The organism is Bradyrhizobium sp. USDA 3262, from assembly GCF_054060035.1.
This window is the reverse complement of the sequence record NZ_JBSSCT010000001.1, coordinates 6,712,447-6,725,766: the sequence shown is the minus strand read 5'-3', so window position 1 is coordinate 6,725,766 and position 13,320 is coordinate 6,712,447. Positions and strand designations below refer to the sequence as shown.

General features: G+C 65.7%; 15 protein-coding genes. 8 read left to right on the top strand and 7 right to left on the bottom strand.

Features of this window, described 5'->3' with window-relative positions; genetic code table 11:
• Positions 1-249 precede the first annotated feature (249 nt).
• The 4 genes from ACVWYP_RS31785 to murI all read right to left on the bottom strand — a co-directional run bounded on the left by ACVWYP_RS31785 (position 250) and on the right by murI (position 3,473).
• On the bottom strand, positions 250-1,035 hold the full coding sequence (locus ACVWYP_RS31785; RefSeq protein ID WP_028339900.1) for a hypothetical protein: 786 nt from the start codon (positions 1,033-1,035) through the stop codon (positions 250-252).
• A 119-nt stretch (positions 1,036-1,154) separates the two neighbouring features.
• Complete coding sequence (locus tag ACVWYP_RS31780) at positions 1,155-1,544, bottom strand: cupin domain-containing protein (protein ID WP_028339901.1); 390 nt, start codon at positions 1,542-1,544, stop codon at positions 1,155-1,157.
• A 295-nt stretch (positions 1,545-1,839) separates the two neighbouring features.
• Positions 1,840-2,616, bottom strand: a complete 777-nt coding sequence (locus ACVWYP_RS31775; protein ID WP_028339902.1) for an HpcH/HpaI aldolase family protein — start codon at positions 2,614-2,616, stop codon at positions 1,840-1,842.
• Between the two features lie 59 nt (positions 2,617-2,675).
• Positions 2,676-3,473 carry a glutamate racemase gene (gene murI / locus ACVWYP_RS31770; RefSeq protein ID WP_304496043.1) on the bottom strand — a complete coding sequence of 266 codons (798 nt, stop codon included), beginning with the start codon at positions 3,471-3,473 and terminating at the stop codon, positions 2,676-2,678.
• 184 nt (positions 3,474-3,657) lie between these two features.
• On the opposite strand from murI, the gene ACVWYP_RS31765 reads away from it, so the two are divergent.
• Together ACVWYP_RS31765 and ACVWYP_RS31760 are read left to right on the top strand one after the other, a co-directional pair.
• On the top strand, positions 3,658-4,221 hold the full coding sequence (locus ACVWYP_RS31765) for a cytochrome b (protein ID WP_304496042.1): 564 nt from the start codon (positions 3,658-3,660) through the stop codon (positions 4,219-4,221).
• Positions 4,222-4,317: 96 nt separating this feature from the next.
• Complete coding sequence (locus tag ACVWYP_RS31760) at positions 4,318-5,376, top strand: agmatine deiminase family protein (protein WP_456684257.1); 1,059 nt, start codon at positions 4,318-4,320, stop codon at positions 5,374-5,376.
• A 55-nt stretch (positions 5,377-5,431) separates the two neighbouring features.
• On the opposite strand, the gene ACVWYP_RS31755 is transcribed toward ACVWYP_RS31760, so the two are convergent.
• The 3 genes from ACVWYP_RS31755 to ACVWYP_RS31745 form a co-directional block, all read right to left on the bottom strand.
• Positions 5,432-6,604, bottom strand: a complete 1,173-nt coding sequence (locus ACVWYP_RS31755; protein WP_304496040.1) for a M20 aminoacylase family protein — start codon at positions 6,602-6,604, stop codon at positions 5,432-5,434.
• A gap of 172 nt (positions 6,605-6,776) precedes the next feature.
• Complete coding sequence (locus ACVWYP_RS31750) at positions 6,777-7,430, bottom strand: response regulator (protein ID WP_028339906.1); 654 nt, start codon at positions 7,428-7,430, stop codon at positions 6,777-6,779.
• A gap of 1 nt (position 7,431) precedes the next feature.
• Positions 7,432-8,802, bottom strand: coding sequence for a histidine kinase (locus tag ACVWYP_RS31745; protein WP_028339907.1), 1,371 nt, complete (start codon positions 8,800-8,802; stop codon positions 7,432-7,434).
• 249 nt (positions 8,803-9,051) lie between these two features.
• On the opposite strand from ACVWYP_RS31745, the gene ACVWYP_RS31740 reads away from it, so the two are divergent.
• From ACVWYP_RS31740 to ACVWYP_RS31715, 6 genes are all read left to right on the top strand, one after another.
• Positions 9,052-9,834 carry a MotA/TolQ/ExbB proton channel family protein gene (locus ACVWYP_RS31740; RefSeq protein WP_304496039.1) on the top strand — a complete coding sequence of 261 codons (783 nt, stop codon included), beginning with the start codon at positions 9,052-9,054 and terminating at the stop codon, positions 9,832-9,834.
• Positions 9,831-10,520 carry a hypothetical protein gene (locus ACVWYP_RS31735; protein ID WP_028339909.1) on the top strand — a complete coding sequence of 230 codons (690 nt, stop codon included), beginning with the start codon at positions 9,831-9,833 and terminating at the stop codon, positions 10,518-10,520. Before ACVWYP_RS31740 ends, ACVWYP_RS31735 begins: the two co-directional genes overlap by 4 nt.
• Positions 10,513-11,121, top strand: coding sequence for a hypothetical protein (locus ACVWYP_RS31730; protein ID WP_028339910.1), 609 nt, complete (start codon positions 10,513-10,515; stop codon positions 11,119-11,121). Before ACVWYP_RS31735 ends, ACVWYP_RS31730 begins: the two co-directional genes overlap by 8 nt.
• A gap of 625 nt (positions 11,122-11,746) precedes the next feature.
• Positions 11,747-11,881 carry a hypothetical protein gene (locus ACVWYP_RS31725; RefSeq protein WP_016843141.1) on the top strand — a complete coding sequence of 45 codons (135 nt, stop codon included), beginning with the start codon at positions 11,747-11,749 and terminating at the stop codon, positions 11,879-11,881.
• The gene (locus tag ACVWYP_RS31720; RefSeq protein ID WP_304496038.1) at positions 11,878-12,471 is read left to right on the top strand and encodes a TetR family transcriptional regulator; all 594 of its coding nucleotides are present in this window, start codon (positions 11,878-11,880) and stop codon (positions 12,469-12,471) included. Before ACVWYP_RS31725 ends, ACVWYP_RS31720 begins: the two co-directional genes overlap by 4 nt.
• 106 nt (positions 12,472-12,577) lie before the next feature.
• Positions 12,578-13,318 carry a metallophosphoesterase family protein gene (locus ACVWYP_RS31715; RefSeq protein WP_304496037.1) on the top strand — a complete coding sequence of 247 codons (741 nt, stop codon included), beginning with the start codon at positions 12,578-12,580 and terminating at the stop codon, positions 13,316-13,318.
• The last annotated feature ends 2 nt before the right edge of the window (positions 13,319-13,320 follow it).

Below are 13,320 nucleotides of genomic sequence, written 5' to 3'. Positions count from 1 at the left end.
GTCGCACCCAGCGTCCGGCGTTTTGTCAGTTTCAGGTTTGAGGAGACGCGCCCTCCTGTGTACCGGCCAAAGGGCCTGTACCGACAGGTCCGCCTCGAAAGCTCGGGGAGGACCACGGGTCGCGAAACGCATCGCGGGCCGAAACCGGCCCGCGAGCAAGGGTGGTCTTAAGGAGAAAGTCCGGTTCTGTCAAACAAAACGCAGGGCATTTTGGGCCGAATCGGCGTCGAAATTGGCCAATTTCGTCCCTCAGAGGCGGCTTCCGGCCGCCCGGACCAGCCGGGCATCGGCTTGCGGCCGGCCCGCGCCCAGTTCCGCGGCGATTTCGCCGCCCAGCACCTGCTCGAGGCGGGTCAAGGTCTGCGCGATCAGGGCGGCGTCGCAGACCAGATGGTCCCAGCGCAGCACCACGTCGACGGTGTGGTCCGGCCTGATCACGCCATAGCTCAACAGGAATGGCCCCGGGCTCAGCGCGTGCAACTCGCCGGGGCCATAGGCCGCGACCGAGGTCACGCCAAAACTGCCGCAGAAATTGGCGCGCTGCCGGCCAAAATTCATCCCGATCGCCCACGCCAGGCGGCGCAGCGGCAGCGGCAGGCGCGTCACGCAGAGTATTTTGCGGAACGAGGGGATTTCGTGGAGCGGCGCGGTCTTGGCGCGGCGGATCAGCGCGTCGACCTCAGCGAGCGGCATCTCGTCGGCGGCACAGACGCGCTCGAACAGCACGCAGTCCTCGCCCTTCTCAACGCGCGCAATCGCCACCATGCCGACGCTGCGCGGCAGCTCGTAGAGGCAAGGCCACGGCCACTTGACGTGCAGCGTGCGCAGGGTCGGCTCGGTCCTGGCGACCAGCGCGAATGCCTTGACGAAGATGGCGGCCCAGCCCGGTGCCTGCGCCGCACGCGCACGGGCCTCGACGATTGCGCGGACGTTCAAGGTGCGCTTCAGGGAGACCAGCGGCACGCCGGCCGATGCATGCATCAGATCGGCGACGAGACGGCGCGGCAATGAAATCTGACGAAATTTACCGCGCATCCGTTCGGTTCAGTTCCCTTGCAAACAGGCAAAAAATCAAAGGCCCGGCGAGCTCAAATGATTGCTCGCCGCACCTGAAGCTCAGATGAACCGACTGGTCGAGGACCAAGGGGTTCTGCTCACGGCGCTGGTTTTGCCAACGGCTCGCCGGCCTTGACCACGTAGACGCCGAGCACCTTGAGCGGCTTGTCGCCGGACGTCTTGGCGTCGTGCACCGCGCCTTCCGGGATCTGGTAGGAATCGCCCGCCTTCAGCTTCAACGGCGGCTTGCCGTCGATCAGGAGTTCGAGCTCGCCTTCGAGCACATAGCCGGTTTCAGCGCCGGGATGGGTGTGACGCCCCGACGCACCCCCGGCCGGAACCTCGGCGATCGCGGTGACCGTATTGTAGCCCGGCGGAAAATCGACCTTCTGCAGCGGCGTCCGCTTGATGCCGCTCTGCTGCGCAAAGGCAGCGCCGGCACCGGCAAGCGCAATCACGGTGAGACCAAGCAGTAATTTCCTGAACATGCATTTTCCTCCCAACCCGCAAAACTCTAGCAGCGCGGAATCGCGGCGGAAAGCGGGCGATGTGTGATGTGCACTTGCGACATTGGGATTAGTCCGTTCATCCAACAGCGCGGGTTTGCGCCGCATATTCATGAGCTACTCAGGCGAACGAGCTGTCTCGGCAATGGTGATGCGTACTGTTCACTCCATCGCAGGCGCGGCGCCGGAAGTTGCGCCGCGGTTCCTTCTCGACGTGACGGGAACCTGCTCGCCGGCAGCTGTGAACGAGCGGAGCGCCGCGCGGCCGCGTTGACGCCTACCGCTTGATCCCCGCGAACGCAGCCGCAATGCCGCGCTGGAACAGCGACCAGTCGAAGCCCAGCGCGAGCGCGAGGTAACCGCGCTCGATCATCGCATTGGCCTGTTCGGCGGTGCGCGCCACGCCGCCGATCGGCACGCCGCTTTTCATGATGCCTTGTTCGGCGCGCTGCATCAGCGCGACCACTTCGGGATCGTCGGGCAGACCGCGCTTGTTGATCGAGGTGGCGAGATCGCCGGGGCCAATCACCGCGAGGTCAATGCCCGGCGTCGCCATGATCTCGTCGATGCGGTTCACGGCATCGACATGCTCGATCGTGATCATGCAGATCATGTCGTCGTCAGCGGTCGCCATGTAGTCGTTCATCGAGACGCCCCAGCGGAACGGCGCATGGAACGGTCCCCAGAGCCGGTCGCCTTTCGGCGGATAGCGCACGCTGCGCACCGCCTTCACCGCATCGCTTGCGTTGCAGATCATCGGAAAATTGATGCCGAGCGCGCCGATGTCCATCGGTGCCTTGGCGAGATGCGGCTCGTTGGCGGCGATCCGCACCATCGGCACGCAGGGCGTGCCAGAGGTCGCCACGATCATCGCATGGGCGGTGCCGAGATCGATCGGGCCGTGCTCGAGATCGACGATGATCCAGTCCAGCGACTGCGCCATGATCTGCACGGTCTGGATGCTCGGAATGGTCGCGATCGCGCCGAAGGTCGGGCGCTTGTCGCGCCACTGCTTGCGCAGGCGATTGAGTGGCGTCAGCGGGGCTGCGGTCAAATTCGGTCCTCCCTCGAAGGAGAGCAGAGGCTAGCAGCGCGTTGTGACGGCGAAAAGGATCAGGCCGGGACGCGGCCGCCGAAGAATGGCGTCAAGGCTTCCGTCAGCGCGTGCGGGCGCTTCGAGGTGAAGATCATCTCGGCGCCGGCCTGGTCGCTCTCGTGGCGGGCCGGGCCGAGCAGGTCGGCGACGCGGCGTGCGATCGCCGGCGCCGGATCGATCCAGTCGACCGGCCAGGGTGCGAGCCGGGTGAGGCGTTCCAGCAGCAGCGGATAATGCGTGCAGGCGAGCACGACGGTGTCGGTGCGGGCAGGGTCGTGGGCGCCATCGCCGACGAAGCAGGGCGCGAGCTCGGCCGCGATGTCCTCGTCGCGCACGCTCTCGCCGCTGAGGGCAGCCTCCGCCAGCGAGGCGAGCTCGCCGGAGCCGACCAGCGTCACCTCGCAGCCCTGCGCAAAGTCCGAGATCAGCTTGCGGGTATATTCGCGCTTCACGGTGCCCCTTGTGCCGAGCACCGACACGCGCTTCGTTTTCGACGAGGCGCAGGCCGGCTTGATCGCCGGCACGGTGCCGACGAAGGGCAAAGGATAGGCGTCGCGCAGATGCGACATGACCAGGGTGGATGCCGTGTTGCAGGCGATCACGACGAGGTCGGGCGCGTGGGCCGCGATCAGCTCACCGGCCAGCGGCACCACGCGGGCGATGATCTCGTCCTCGCCGTGGTGGCCATAGGGGAAGAAGGCGTCGTCGGCGACATAGACGTAATGCGCGTCGGGCCGGGCGCGGACGATCTCGCGCAGCACGGTGAGGCCGCCGAGGCCGGAATCGAACACAAGGATGGTCGGGGGTGTGGACACGCGAAAACTCTATCCGAAGCAGGGTTACCATTCAGTTGTTTTTGGCTATCCGGCCGCTTCGGCCGACAAAAGGCGGAGAAGCCGGGAATTTCACATGGCCTTGACCGATAGCTGCAAGTATCACGGCAAACTATTGCTGCGACGTGTGAAATCCAAAAATGCGGCCGCAAGGGGGCCACGCGACATGATCCGCAATACCGCCGCGAGCTGGGGCTCGCTCGCCCGCGCGTTCCACTGGGGGCTCGGCATCGCCATCATCGGCATGCTGGCCTATGGCTGGTGGATGAACCACGTCCCGGCGCGGGCGGACAAGTTCTTCTACCGCTCGATCCACGCCGATATCGGCTACCTGGTGCTGCTGTTCACCGTGCTGCGGCTGTCCTGGCGCGGCCTTAACCCGACGCCGGCGCTACCGGCCGACATGCCCGCTTGGCAGCGGATCGCCGCCCGCGTCAGCCACGGCGCGCTCTATGCCGTCACCATCCTGGTGGCGATGCTGGGGTGGGCGCATTCCGGCGCCCGCGCCCAGGATTATTCGAGCTTCTTCGGCCTGTTTCACGTTCCCCAGATCACCTCGCCCGACAAGGCGGCGGCGGATGCCTATGAGGATCGCCACATCTTCTTCGCCTATGTCTTGCTGGCGCTGATCGTGCTGCATCTCGCCGCGGTCGCCTTCCACCACTTCGTCAAGCGCGACCGTGTCGCCGCGCGCATGATGGGGACAAGCGAGGTCGACCCCGCCCGCTAGGCATGGGCGGCCGGCTCGGTGCGTTCCAAAATGGTCGCCCGCGCGGGGACACCTGCGTTACCCTGTGACGAACGGGGGGCGGCCATCGCGGTTCGAATGCTCATGAACGATTCTGCACGACATCAAACGAACTGGCGCATGCCGGACGAGGGCGCCCCGCATGCCGCCACCTGGATGGCCTTCGGCGCCGACGTGGAGCTTTGGGGCACGAAGCTTCTTCCCGTCATAAGAAATAATCTCGCCAGCGTTGCCAAGGCAATCGCGGTCTATGAGCCGGTGAAGATGCTCGTGCGCGAGGAGGACTACGACATCGCCGCGCGGCTGTGCGGTCCCTCGGTCAGCCTCGCCGTTCAACCGCTCGATGATGTGTGGCTGCGCGACACGGGACCGGTCTTTGTGACCAATCCTGCCGGGCAGCTCGGCGCCGTCGGTTTCAATTTCAACGGCTGGGGCAACAAGCCGCAACCGTACGCACGCAAGCAGCATCTATATGCACGCGATGCCAAGGTTGCAGAGCATCTGGCCGGAGCCGCGCAGGCAATCTTCTTGAAGGCCGATCTGGTGCTGGAAGGCGGCGGGATCGAGGTCGACGGTGAGGGGACGGCCATCATCACCGAGAGCTGCGTCCTCAACCCAAATCGCAATCCCGACGTCTCCAAGGCAAAATGCGAAGACGAATTGTCTCGCCTGCTCGGACTGGACAAGATCATCTGGCTGCCCGGCATCGCCGGCAAGGACATCACCGACGGACATACCGACTTCTACGCGCGATTTGCCAGTCCCGGCGTTGTCGTAGCCGGCCTGGAACCAGACCCGTCGTCCTTCGATCATGCGGTGACCAAACGACACCTCGATTTGTTGCGCGGCGCTGTTGATGCGAAGGGCCGGCGCCTGGATGTCGTGGTGTTGCAGGGCCCGTCGACGGTGCGTCCGAAGCACAGCAGCAAGGACTTCGCCGCCGGTTACATCAATTTCTATGTCTGCAACGGTGCCGTGATCGCGCCGGAATTCGGTGACCCAGCGGCGGACCGCAACGCGCGCGACAAGTTGCGCGAACTGTACCCGGACCGGGAAATCATCCAGCTCAACATCGATGGCATCGCCGCCGGTGGCGGCGGCATCCACTGCACCACGCAACAGCAGCCGCGCTTGTGAAAGCTGGCGGCTTGGTCGCGAAGCGAGCGACCGGGCCGTGGCTGCATGAGCGGCGCTAGCCCGCCGGCATCTGCTTCTCGACCAGGCGCACCCAGTAGGAGGCGCCGTGGCCGAGGATGTTGTCGTTGAACTTGTAGGCGGGGTGGTGGCACATCGGACCGTCGCCCATGCCGAGGAAGACGAACGCGCCGGGGCGCGCCTCCAGCATGAACGCGAAATCCTCGGCGCCCATCACCGGCACCAGATTGTCGTTGACGCGGTCGGCGCCGACCACGTCGCGCGCGACCTCGGCGGCGACGCCGGCCTCGCGCGCGTGGTTCAACGTCACCGGATACATGCGTCCATAATCCGTCTCGGCCGAGCCGCCATAGGCCTTGGCGATGCTGGAGGCGACCTCGCCGATCCGGCGCTCGACCAGGTCGCGCACACCAGGATCGAGCGTGCGCACGGTGCCACCCAGCGTCACGGTCTCCGGGATCACGTTGAACGCGGTGCCGGCCTCGAACATGGTGATCGAGATGACCGCCGATTTCAGCGGGTCGACATTGCGCGATACGATCGACTGCAGCGCATTGATGATCTGGGCACCGATCAGCACGCTGTCGACCGCCTCGTGCGGCGCGGCGCCGGCGTGGCCGCCCTTGCCGTGGACGACGATCTTCAACGTATCCGACGAGGCCAGCATCGCGCCCGGCGTGGTCGCGAAGTAACCCTCGGGCAGCCCCGGCATGTTGTGCAGGCCGTAGACCTCCTGGATGCCCCAGCGGGTCATCAGCCCGTCGTCGACCATCGCCTTGCCGCCGGCGCCGCCTTCCTCGGCGGGCTGGAAGATCACGACCGCTGTGCCGTCGAAATTGCGGGTCTCGGTGAGATATTTGGCGGCGCCGAGCAGCATCGCGGTGTGGCCGTCATGGCCGCAGGCGTGCATCTTGCCGGGAATCTTCGAGGCATAGGCGACGCCCGAGGCCTCCGCGATCGGCAGCGCGTCCATGTCGGCGCGCAGGCCGATGGTCTTTCCCGATGTTGATTTGCGGCCGCGGATCACGCCGACCACGCCGGTGCGCCCGATCCCCGTCACCACCTCGTCGCAGCCGAACTCGCGCAGCTTCTCGGCGACGATGCCGGCGGTGCGATGGACTTCGTAAAGTAGTTCAGGATTCTCATGGAAGTCATGGCGCCAGGCGGCCATTTCATCCGAGAGGGCGGCAACGCGATTGACGATGGGCATGGGGAGCGTCCGTTTCTTGTGATTGCGTAGGGCGGGTCAGCGTAGCGTAACCCGCCGCGTTGTCACGGGGCAATGGCACCAGCTCGTAGCCCGGATGGAGCGAAGCGCAATCCGGGGACCGAGTGGACGGGACGATCCCGGATTTCGCTGCGCTGCATCCGGGCTACGAAGTTCACAAATTCGCCAGCCCGCATTCGACGGCGAGGCGGACCAGCTGGGCGTCGGTCCGCATGCCGGTCTTTGCCTTGATGAGGTAGTGATAGTTCTGCACGGTCTTGGTGCTGAGGTTGAGGTTGGCGGCGATCTGCTCCTTGGTGCTGCCGGCCGCCAGCTGCCGGAGGATTTCGATCTCCCGCTCGCCGAGCTGGTCGAGCGCCGATCGGGTCGGCACCAGGCTCTCCAGCGCCAGCACGCGCGCGACGTCGTCGCTCATCGCATGCTCGCCGCGCGCTACCGAGCGGATCGCTGCGATCAGCTCGGCCGGTTCGCTGCCCTTGGTGACGAAGCCACTGGCACCGGCGCCGAATGCCGCCTTCACCTGGGCCGCCTCGCTGTGCATGCTGAAGACGAGGATGCGCGCGTCGGCATCGCGCGCGCGGATGTTGCGGATCGCCTCCAGTCCGCTGGCACCCGGCATCGAAATGTCCATCACCACCACGTCGGGCTGGTGCGACTTGAACGCGCGATAGGCATTGGCGGCGTTGTCGGCTTCGGCGACCACGCGGAAATCGTCCTGATGCTCGAGCACGCGCCGGTAGCCCTGGCGGACGACCGGATGATCGTCCACCAGCAGGATCGAGATGCCGCGGGTAGTCACCGTTGTCATCTCAGGCGGCGAGCGGGATCGTGGCGGCGACCGACAGGCCGCGGCTGGCGCGCGCGATCGACAGCGAGCCGCCGAGGGCCGTGACGCGCTCGCTGACGCCGGTGAGGCCGAAGCCCGCGGATTGCGCCACCTTGGCCGCATCGCCGCCGCCGTCGTCCTCGACGCGGACCAGCAGGGCGTTCTCGCTTCCGGTCCGCCGCTCGATCCGCAGCACGATCTCGCGCGCCGAGCTGTGGCGCAGCGCATTGGTCAGGCACTCCTGCGCGACGCGGTAGGCGGTGGCGGCGACCGTGCCGCTGATGTCGGCAAGGTCGCCCTGCAAATCGAGCTGGATCATCGGCTGCGCCGTGCGCGACCGCCAGCTGTCGACGAGATCGACCAGGCTTGCCTCCAGCCCGAGCTCCTCGGCCGGCGGATGGCGCAGCCGGTTCAGTGTATCGCGCAGGCACGCCATGATGCGGCGCGTCGCCTGCGAGATCATCCGTGCATCCTGCGCAATTTCGGTGCCGGCGGCGTACTTGTCCCCGGCGCTTGCCTCGATCGTGTTGGCGAAGGCGAGGATCGCGGTGAGATTCTGGCCGAACTCATCGTGCAGCTCGCGCGCCAGCGTGCGGCGTTCGTCGTTGCGGATTTCGAGCAGCCGCCTCGTCAGCACCGTGCGTTCCTCCTCGGCAAGCGCGAGGCGGTCGCCGAGATCGCTGACGGCGCGCCCGATCATCGCGAGCTCCATCGAGCGGACGCGCGGCAGCGGCGTACGGTACTCGCCGTCGGCCATGCGCCGCAGCGCCGACACGATCGAGTGGGCGGGCGCCAGCGTGTGCGCGATCGCAAGCGAGGCGAGCAGGGCGATGGCGAGCGCCATCAACAGCGCGACATGGATGTTGTCGAGAATGTGCTGCCAGGCGAGCGCGATCGCGGCGTCCGGATCGGCGATGGCGCGGACGGTTCCCGCGGTCGCGGCGCGGGCGCTGATCGGCCGCTCCACGGTGGCGTGATCGCCGAGCACCATCTGCACGGTGGCCGCGAACCAGCGCGGCGGCGCCTTGCCGATCCCCTTGCTCTGGCCGCAGAGCGGCTTCTCGAAGGCGCCGGCCGGTTCGAACTGCACGCAGATCCCGGGCGCGATCAGGCCCATGGTTTCGATGGTGCGCCAGTCCGGTGCCGGCAGCAATTGCTCGCGCATCCGGTTGCTGCGCAGCAGCAATTCGCGCCAGTACAGCGCTTCGAGCGATTGCGAAACCCGCTCGGCGGACGCCTGCGTGGCGCGATCGACGCTGCGATAGGCGTCGATCGTGGCCCAGACGGTGGCTGCGCCGAGGCATAGCGCGACGATCACGAGCAGGCGGGCGACCAGTTGAAGCACGAGGCGCATGCGATCACTCCACGGCCAGAGCATGATCCGGAACGGAGAGACGCGGCTGGTCATGCTCAAACGAGAAATGCGATGCTAACAGCAGCGCTGTTCCCCGCCAATCGCAAGCATGCGAAGCTGTGCAGGTCGGGAAATTTGCCCGACGAAATCTGGGCAGATGTCTTTGGACGGCGCAGGCCGGCTCTGCTCTAACGGAAAGTGAGGCCCGCGGAGCCTCATGGAACAGTCGCCACAGGGAGCTCACGCAGCATGGATGCCAAGGTCGACGTCGCGGCCGCATCGGCCGGCACGGACGCGGCGGAGCGCAGCGCCCTGCTGCTCTGGTTGATCTTCACCGGCCTTTCGGTGTTCGCCGCCTTCCTGCTGTGGCGCTACGGGCTGATCCGCCTCATGATCAGTTCGGACCGCACCTACATTTCCAGCGTCATCGCGGTCCTCTACATCGTCACCTGCATCCATTGCTTCTGGCGGACGCGGGCGATCGCGCGGGAAGGCGAGGTCGCGCGCTCCTGCCGCACCATCCTCGCCGCGCCCGATGGCGCCAGGATCCTTGCATCAGGGGCGCTTGCATCGGATGCGCGCGGCCTGCCCGGCGGGCTCGTCACCGATCACATCAAAAGCCTGGTGCAGAAGGCCGAGGCGCAGGCCAAGGGGCGCATCGACCAGACCCTGCTGCTGCGGACGCTGGCGGACCGGCTGCGCGGGTCCAACGGCTTTGGCGCCTTCGTCTCCGATACGCTGATGAAGCTCGGCCTGCTCGGCACCATCATCGGCTTCATCATCATGCTGGCGCCGATCGCTTCGCTGGATGCCGCCGACAAGGTCGCGATGAAATCGTCGATGGGCCTGATGAGCGACGGCATGGCGGTCGCGATGTACACGACGCTGGCCGGACTGATTGGATCGATCCTGGTGCGGATCCAGTATTACATGCTCGATTCTGCGACCCAGCGGGTGTTTTCCGACGCCGTCGTGCTGACCGAGACGCACGTCACGCCGGCCCTGGAACGTCGCCTTGGTACGCCGTCATGATGGATGAGTTCGGGCTCTATCCGCGCGAGGAGCCGTTCGATCCGCTCGGCGTGATGCTATTCAAGGCGCTGCAGGTCATCGCCTTCCTGTTCTTCCTGGCGCTGCTTGCGGTGTCGCCGGACTCCAAGGAAGGCAAGATCGAATCCAAGGCGGAGTTCATCATCACGATGGACTGGCCGGACAACCATCCTGACGATCTCGACCTGTTCGTGCAGGATCCGGCCGGCAACATCGCCTGGTACCGGCATCGCGAAGCCGGCTTCCTGACGCTCGATCGCGACGATCGTGGTGGCGCCAACGACTTCATCATCGTCAACGGCAAGAAGATCGCCTCGCCAATCCGCGAGGAGATCGTCACGCTGCGCGGCGTCGTCGCCGGCGAATACACCGTCAACGTCTCGCATTTCCAGGCGACGACCGGCGAGCCGGTGCAGGCCAATGTGAAGGTGCAGAAGCTCAATCCGACGGCGCAGGTGATCTTCGACGACAAGCTGACCGTCGATCACACGGGCGACGAGAAGACCGCGGTCAGGTTTCGTCTCGACGCCGAGGGCAAGGTGATCAACGTGGACCGGCGGCCGAAGTCGCTGCTCGAGACCTTCCGCAGCAGTTGGCGCAACGGCGGCGACCTCGATCCGAAAACCGGTGTCCCGAAAAGCGGCGTCAGGGTGCTCCGCAATGATTAGCTTGCAGTCGGTCATTCTCACGCTTGCGGTCGCATACGCGGTGGTCGGTGCGCTGCTCCTGATCGTGCTGGTCTATGCGCGACTGCACTGGTCGCTGAAGGCTGTCGTCATCGTCGTGACCAGCGCGTTCTACTTCGTCAGCTTCGGCGGCATGCGCGGTCTGCTCGGCTGGGCGTCCGCGGAAAAATTGCCGGCGAACTTCAAGCTGCTGTCGACGCGGATCGTGGAGCCGCATTCGCTGGAGGGCGACTCGGGCTCGATCTATCTCTGGGTCGAGGAGCTCGACGAGGACAACCGGCCGAGCGCGATCCCGCGCGCTTTCCGCATTCCCTATAGCGAGGCGTTGGCGGAGCAGACCCACACCGCCGAGAACGAGATCAAGGCCGGGCATCCGCAAGGCGGGCGGGCGGCGGATTTCGGCGGCGGCGACGGCACCATCATGGACTTCGTCAGGGAGTACATCACGCCGAAGACGATCGTGGAGACCACCGGCGGTGATTCCACCACGGGGACGTTCGTGGCCCCGCCGGCCGGCGCGCAAGGGTCGGTGTTCACGCCGCTGCCGCCGCCCCGGATGCCGCCCAAGGACGCGCAGCAATAGCGGGATGCCTGCCCAGGAGGGTGGCATAAAAATAGGGATCGGCAATAATCAGTCAGCGGGGTGGACAGTAATCATCCGGAATTCCTCAATTCCCTGAAGTGTGTAGTCTTGGGGCTAACCGGGGCTAGATTTTATCCCCAAGCCATTTTTCCCGGCAAAGGGGCCGCTGCGTGAAGCGGCCCCTTTCGATTCCGGCGGCAGGGCACGGTGAGGGGCCGGCGCGGTGGAGCGGGCTTACAGCACCGTCAGGAATGCGATCGCGAGAACCATCAGCCACCCGACAATGACGAGCGAGACCACCGCGCCCGCGGTGATCTTGGCGATCTCCTTCAAGGTCATTGGCCGGTCCATGCAAACCTCTCCTGGGTAGCCCTGAGCGAGACATAGGCGCGGACTGGCAGATCGCCCCGGCTGCTCACGGAACGTTGTAGCGCCCATGAGCCAGGGGTGGGCCCTTCCGGAGGCCCAACCTGTCATTTCACAAAATATTGTCTGACAGATATTGAAATCTGTCAGCGGGATGGTGTATACACTCACCAGCCCCAAGGGAGGAGGGCGCCCAGTGGCTGTTCCGGCGTTGGCCGGGGAGCCGGACTTAATTTGACTACCTCGAAGGACTACCTCCATGACCATAGAAATCTTTCAATTGACCGCCCAGATTCAACAGTGGCTCAATCTTCGCGTCGCCCGCCACTTGGCCGCCCAGGCCGCCAAGTTCACCCGCGGGCAGGACAGCGATAACCAGACGGTAAACGCATGAACGAGGCGGTGGTTTTGACACCCGAGCGGATCCTCGAGGCAACTGAGGATGTCTTGAGGCGCTTCGGGCTGACCAAGGCCACCGTTGTCGACGTTGCCCGTGCGCTGGATGTCAGCCACGGCAGCGTCTACCGTCACTTCCCCAGCAAAGCCTCGCTGCGCGATGCCGTCGCCAAGCGCTGGCTCGACCGCGCCAACGAGCCGCTGTGCAAGATCGCAGCTGGCAATGGCCCCGCGCCGGAGCGGCTGGAGCAATGGCTGCGCACCGCCTTCACGATCAAGCAGAAGAAGGTGTGCGACGATCCCGAGATGTTCGCGACCTATCTGGCGCTGGCGCAGGACGCGCGTGAGGTGGTGGAAGCCTACAAGGACAAGCAGGTCGACCTGATCGCGAAAATCCTGTCCGACGGTGTCGCGCAGGGCGTGTTCGAGATCGACAATGTGAAGGCGACCGCGCGTGCCGTGTTCGACGCCACCGTCCGCTACCATCACCCGGCGCATGCCGAGGAATGGGCCAAGCCGGAATGTCCGGGACGGATCGATGCGCTGCTGGCCCTGCTGCTGAAGGGTCTGCGGGTCTGCAAGCCCTGACCGACCTTTCTGCCGACATCCTCTGACCACCTGACGCCTTTGGCCCGATTGCGAGCCCGGGGCCGCGTGTGCTGATATCGGATAGGGATCAGCAACGCGGACCACGATGCGGCTTGCACTGTTCGCCGATATTCACGCCAACCGGCAGGCCTTCGTCGCCTGCCTCGACGCTGCGCGTGCGCGCGGCGCCGAGCGGCTGATCTGCCTCGGCGATATCGTCGGCTACGGCGCCGATCCCGAATGGGCCGTCGATACGGTGATGGACCTCGTCGCCAAGGGTGCGATCGCGGTGCGCGGCAATCATGACAATGCGATCGGAGTGCCGAGCGACAGCATGAATGCCGAAGCGCAGGCCGCGATCGACTGGACCCGCGGCCGGCTCAGCGGCGAGCAGAAGGAGTTCCTCGCCGAGCTTCCGATGTCACGGCAGGAGGACAACAGGCTCTACGTGCACTCCGAAGCTTCGGAGCCCACGAAATGGCGCTATGTTCGCGACACCGCCGACGCCGCGCGCAGCATGATGGCAACCGAGCTGCAGATCACGTTCTGCGGCCACATCCATCGTCCCGGCCTCTATTCGATGTCCTCGACCGCCAAGATGACGAGCTTCGTTCCGACTTCGGGCATCGCCGTTCAATTGCTGCCGGGGCGGCGCTGGCTTGCGGTGCTCGGCTCGGTCGGCCAACCGCGCGACGGCGATCCCGCGGCGTCGTTTGCGATGTTCGACACCATAAGCCGCGAGATCACCTATCATCGCGTGCCCTACGACGTTGCGACCGCGGCGGCGCGGATCAAGGCGAGCGGCCTGCCGCACTGGCTCGCCGACCGTCTGCCGCTCGGCCGGTGACG

Coding starts and splice junctions, on each gene's coding strand:
- ACVWYP_RS31725 (WP_016843141.1), top strand. CDS start 11,747: ATGACCATAGAAATCTTTCAATTGACCGCCCAGATTCAACAGTGGCTC.
- ACVWYP_RS31760 (WP_456684257.1), top strand. CDS start 4,318: ATGCTCATGAACGATTCTGCACGACATCAAACGAACTGGCGCATGCCG.
- ACVWYP_RS31715 (WP_304496037.1), top strand. CDS start 12,578: ATGCGGCTTGCACTGTTCGCCGATATTCACGCCAACCGGCAGGCCTTC.
- ACVWYP_RS31785 (WP_028339900.1), bottom strand. CDS start 1,035: ATGCGCGGTAAATTTCGTCAGATTTCATTGCCGCGCCGTCTCGTCGCC.
- ACVWYP_RS31735 (WP_028339909.1), top strand. CDS start 9,831: ATGATGGATGAGTTCGGGCTCTATCCGCGCGAGGAGCCGTTCGATCCG.
- ACVWYP_RS31740 (WP_304496039.1), top strand. CDS start 9,052: ATGGATGCCAAGGTCGACGTCGCGGCCGCATCGGCCGGCACGGACGCG.
- ACVWYP_RS31755 (WP_304496040.1), bottom strand. CDS start 6,604: ATGCCCATCGTCAATCGCGTTGCCGCCCTCTCGGATGAAATGGCCGCC.
- ACVWYP_RS31765 (WP_304496042.1), top strand. CDS start 3,658: ATGATCCGCAATACCGCCGCGAGCTGGGGCTCGCTCGCCCGCGCGTTC.
- ACVWYP_RS31750 (WP_028339906.1), bottom strand. CDS start 7,430: ATGACAACGGTGACTACCCGCGGCATCTCGATCCTGCTGGTGGACGAT.
- ACVWYP_RS31745 (WP_028339907.1), bottom strand. CDS start 8,802: ATGCGCCTCGTGCTTCAACTGGTCGCCCGCCTGCTCGTGATCGTCGCG.
- ACVWYP_RS31780 (WP_028339901.1), bottom strand. CDS start 1,544: ATGTTCAGGAAATTACTGCTTGGTCTCACCGTGATTGCGCTTGCCGGT.
- ACVWYP_RS31720 (WP_304496038.1), top strand. CDS start 11,878: ATGAACGAGGCGGTGGTTTTGACACCCGAGCGGATCCTCGAGGCAACT.
- ACVWYP_RS31730 (WP_028339910.1), top strand. CDS start 10,513: ATGATTAGCTTGCAGTCGGTCATTCTCACGCTTGCGGTCGCATACGCG.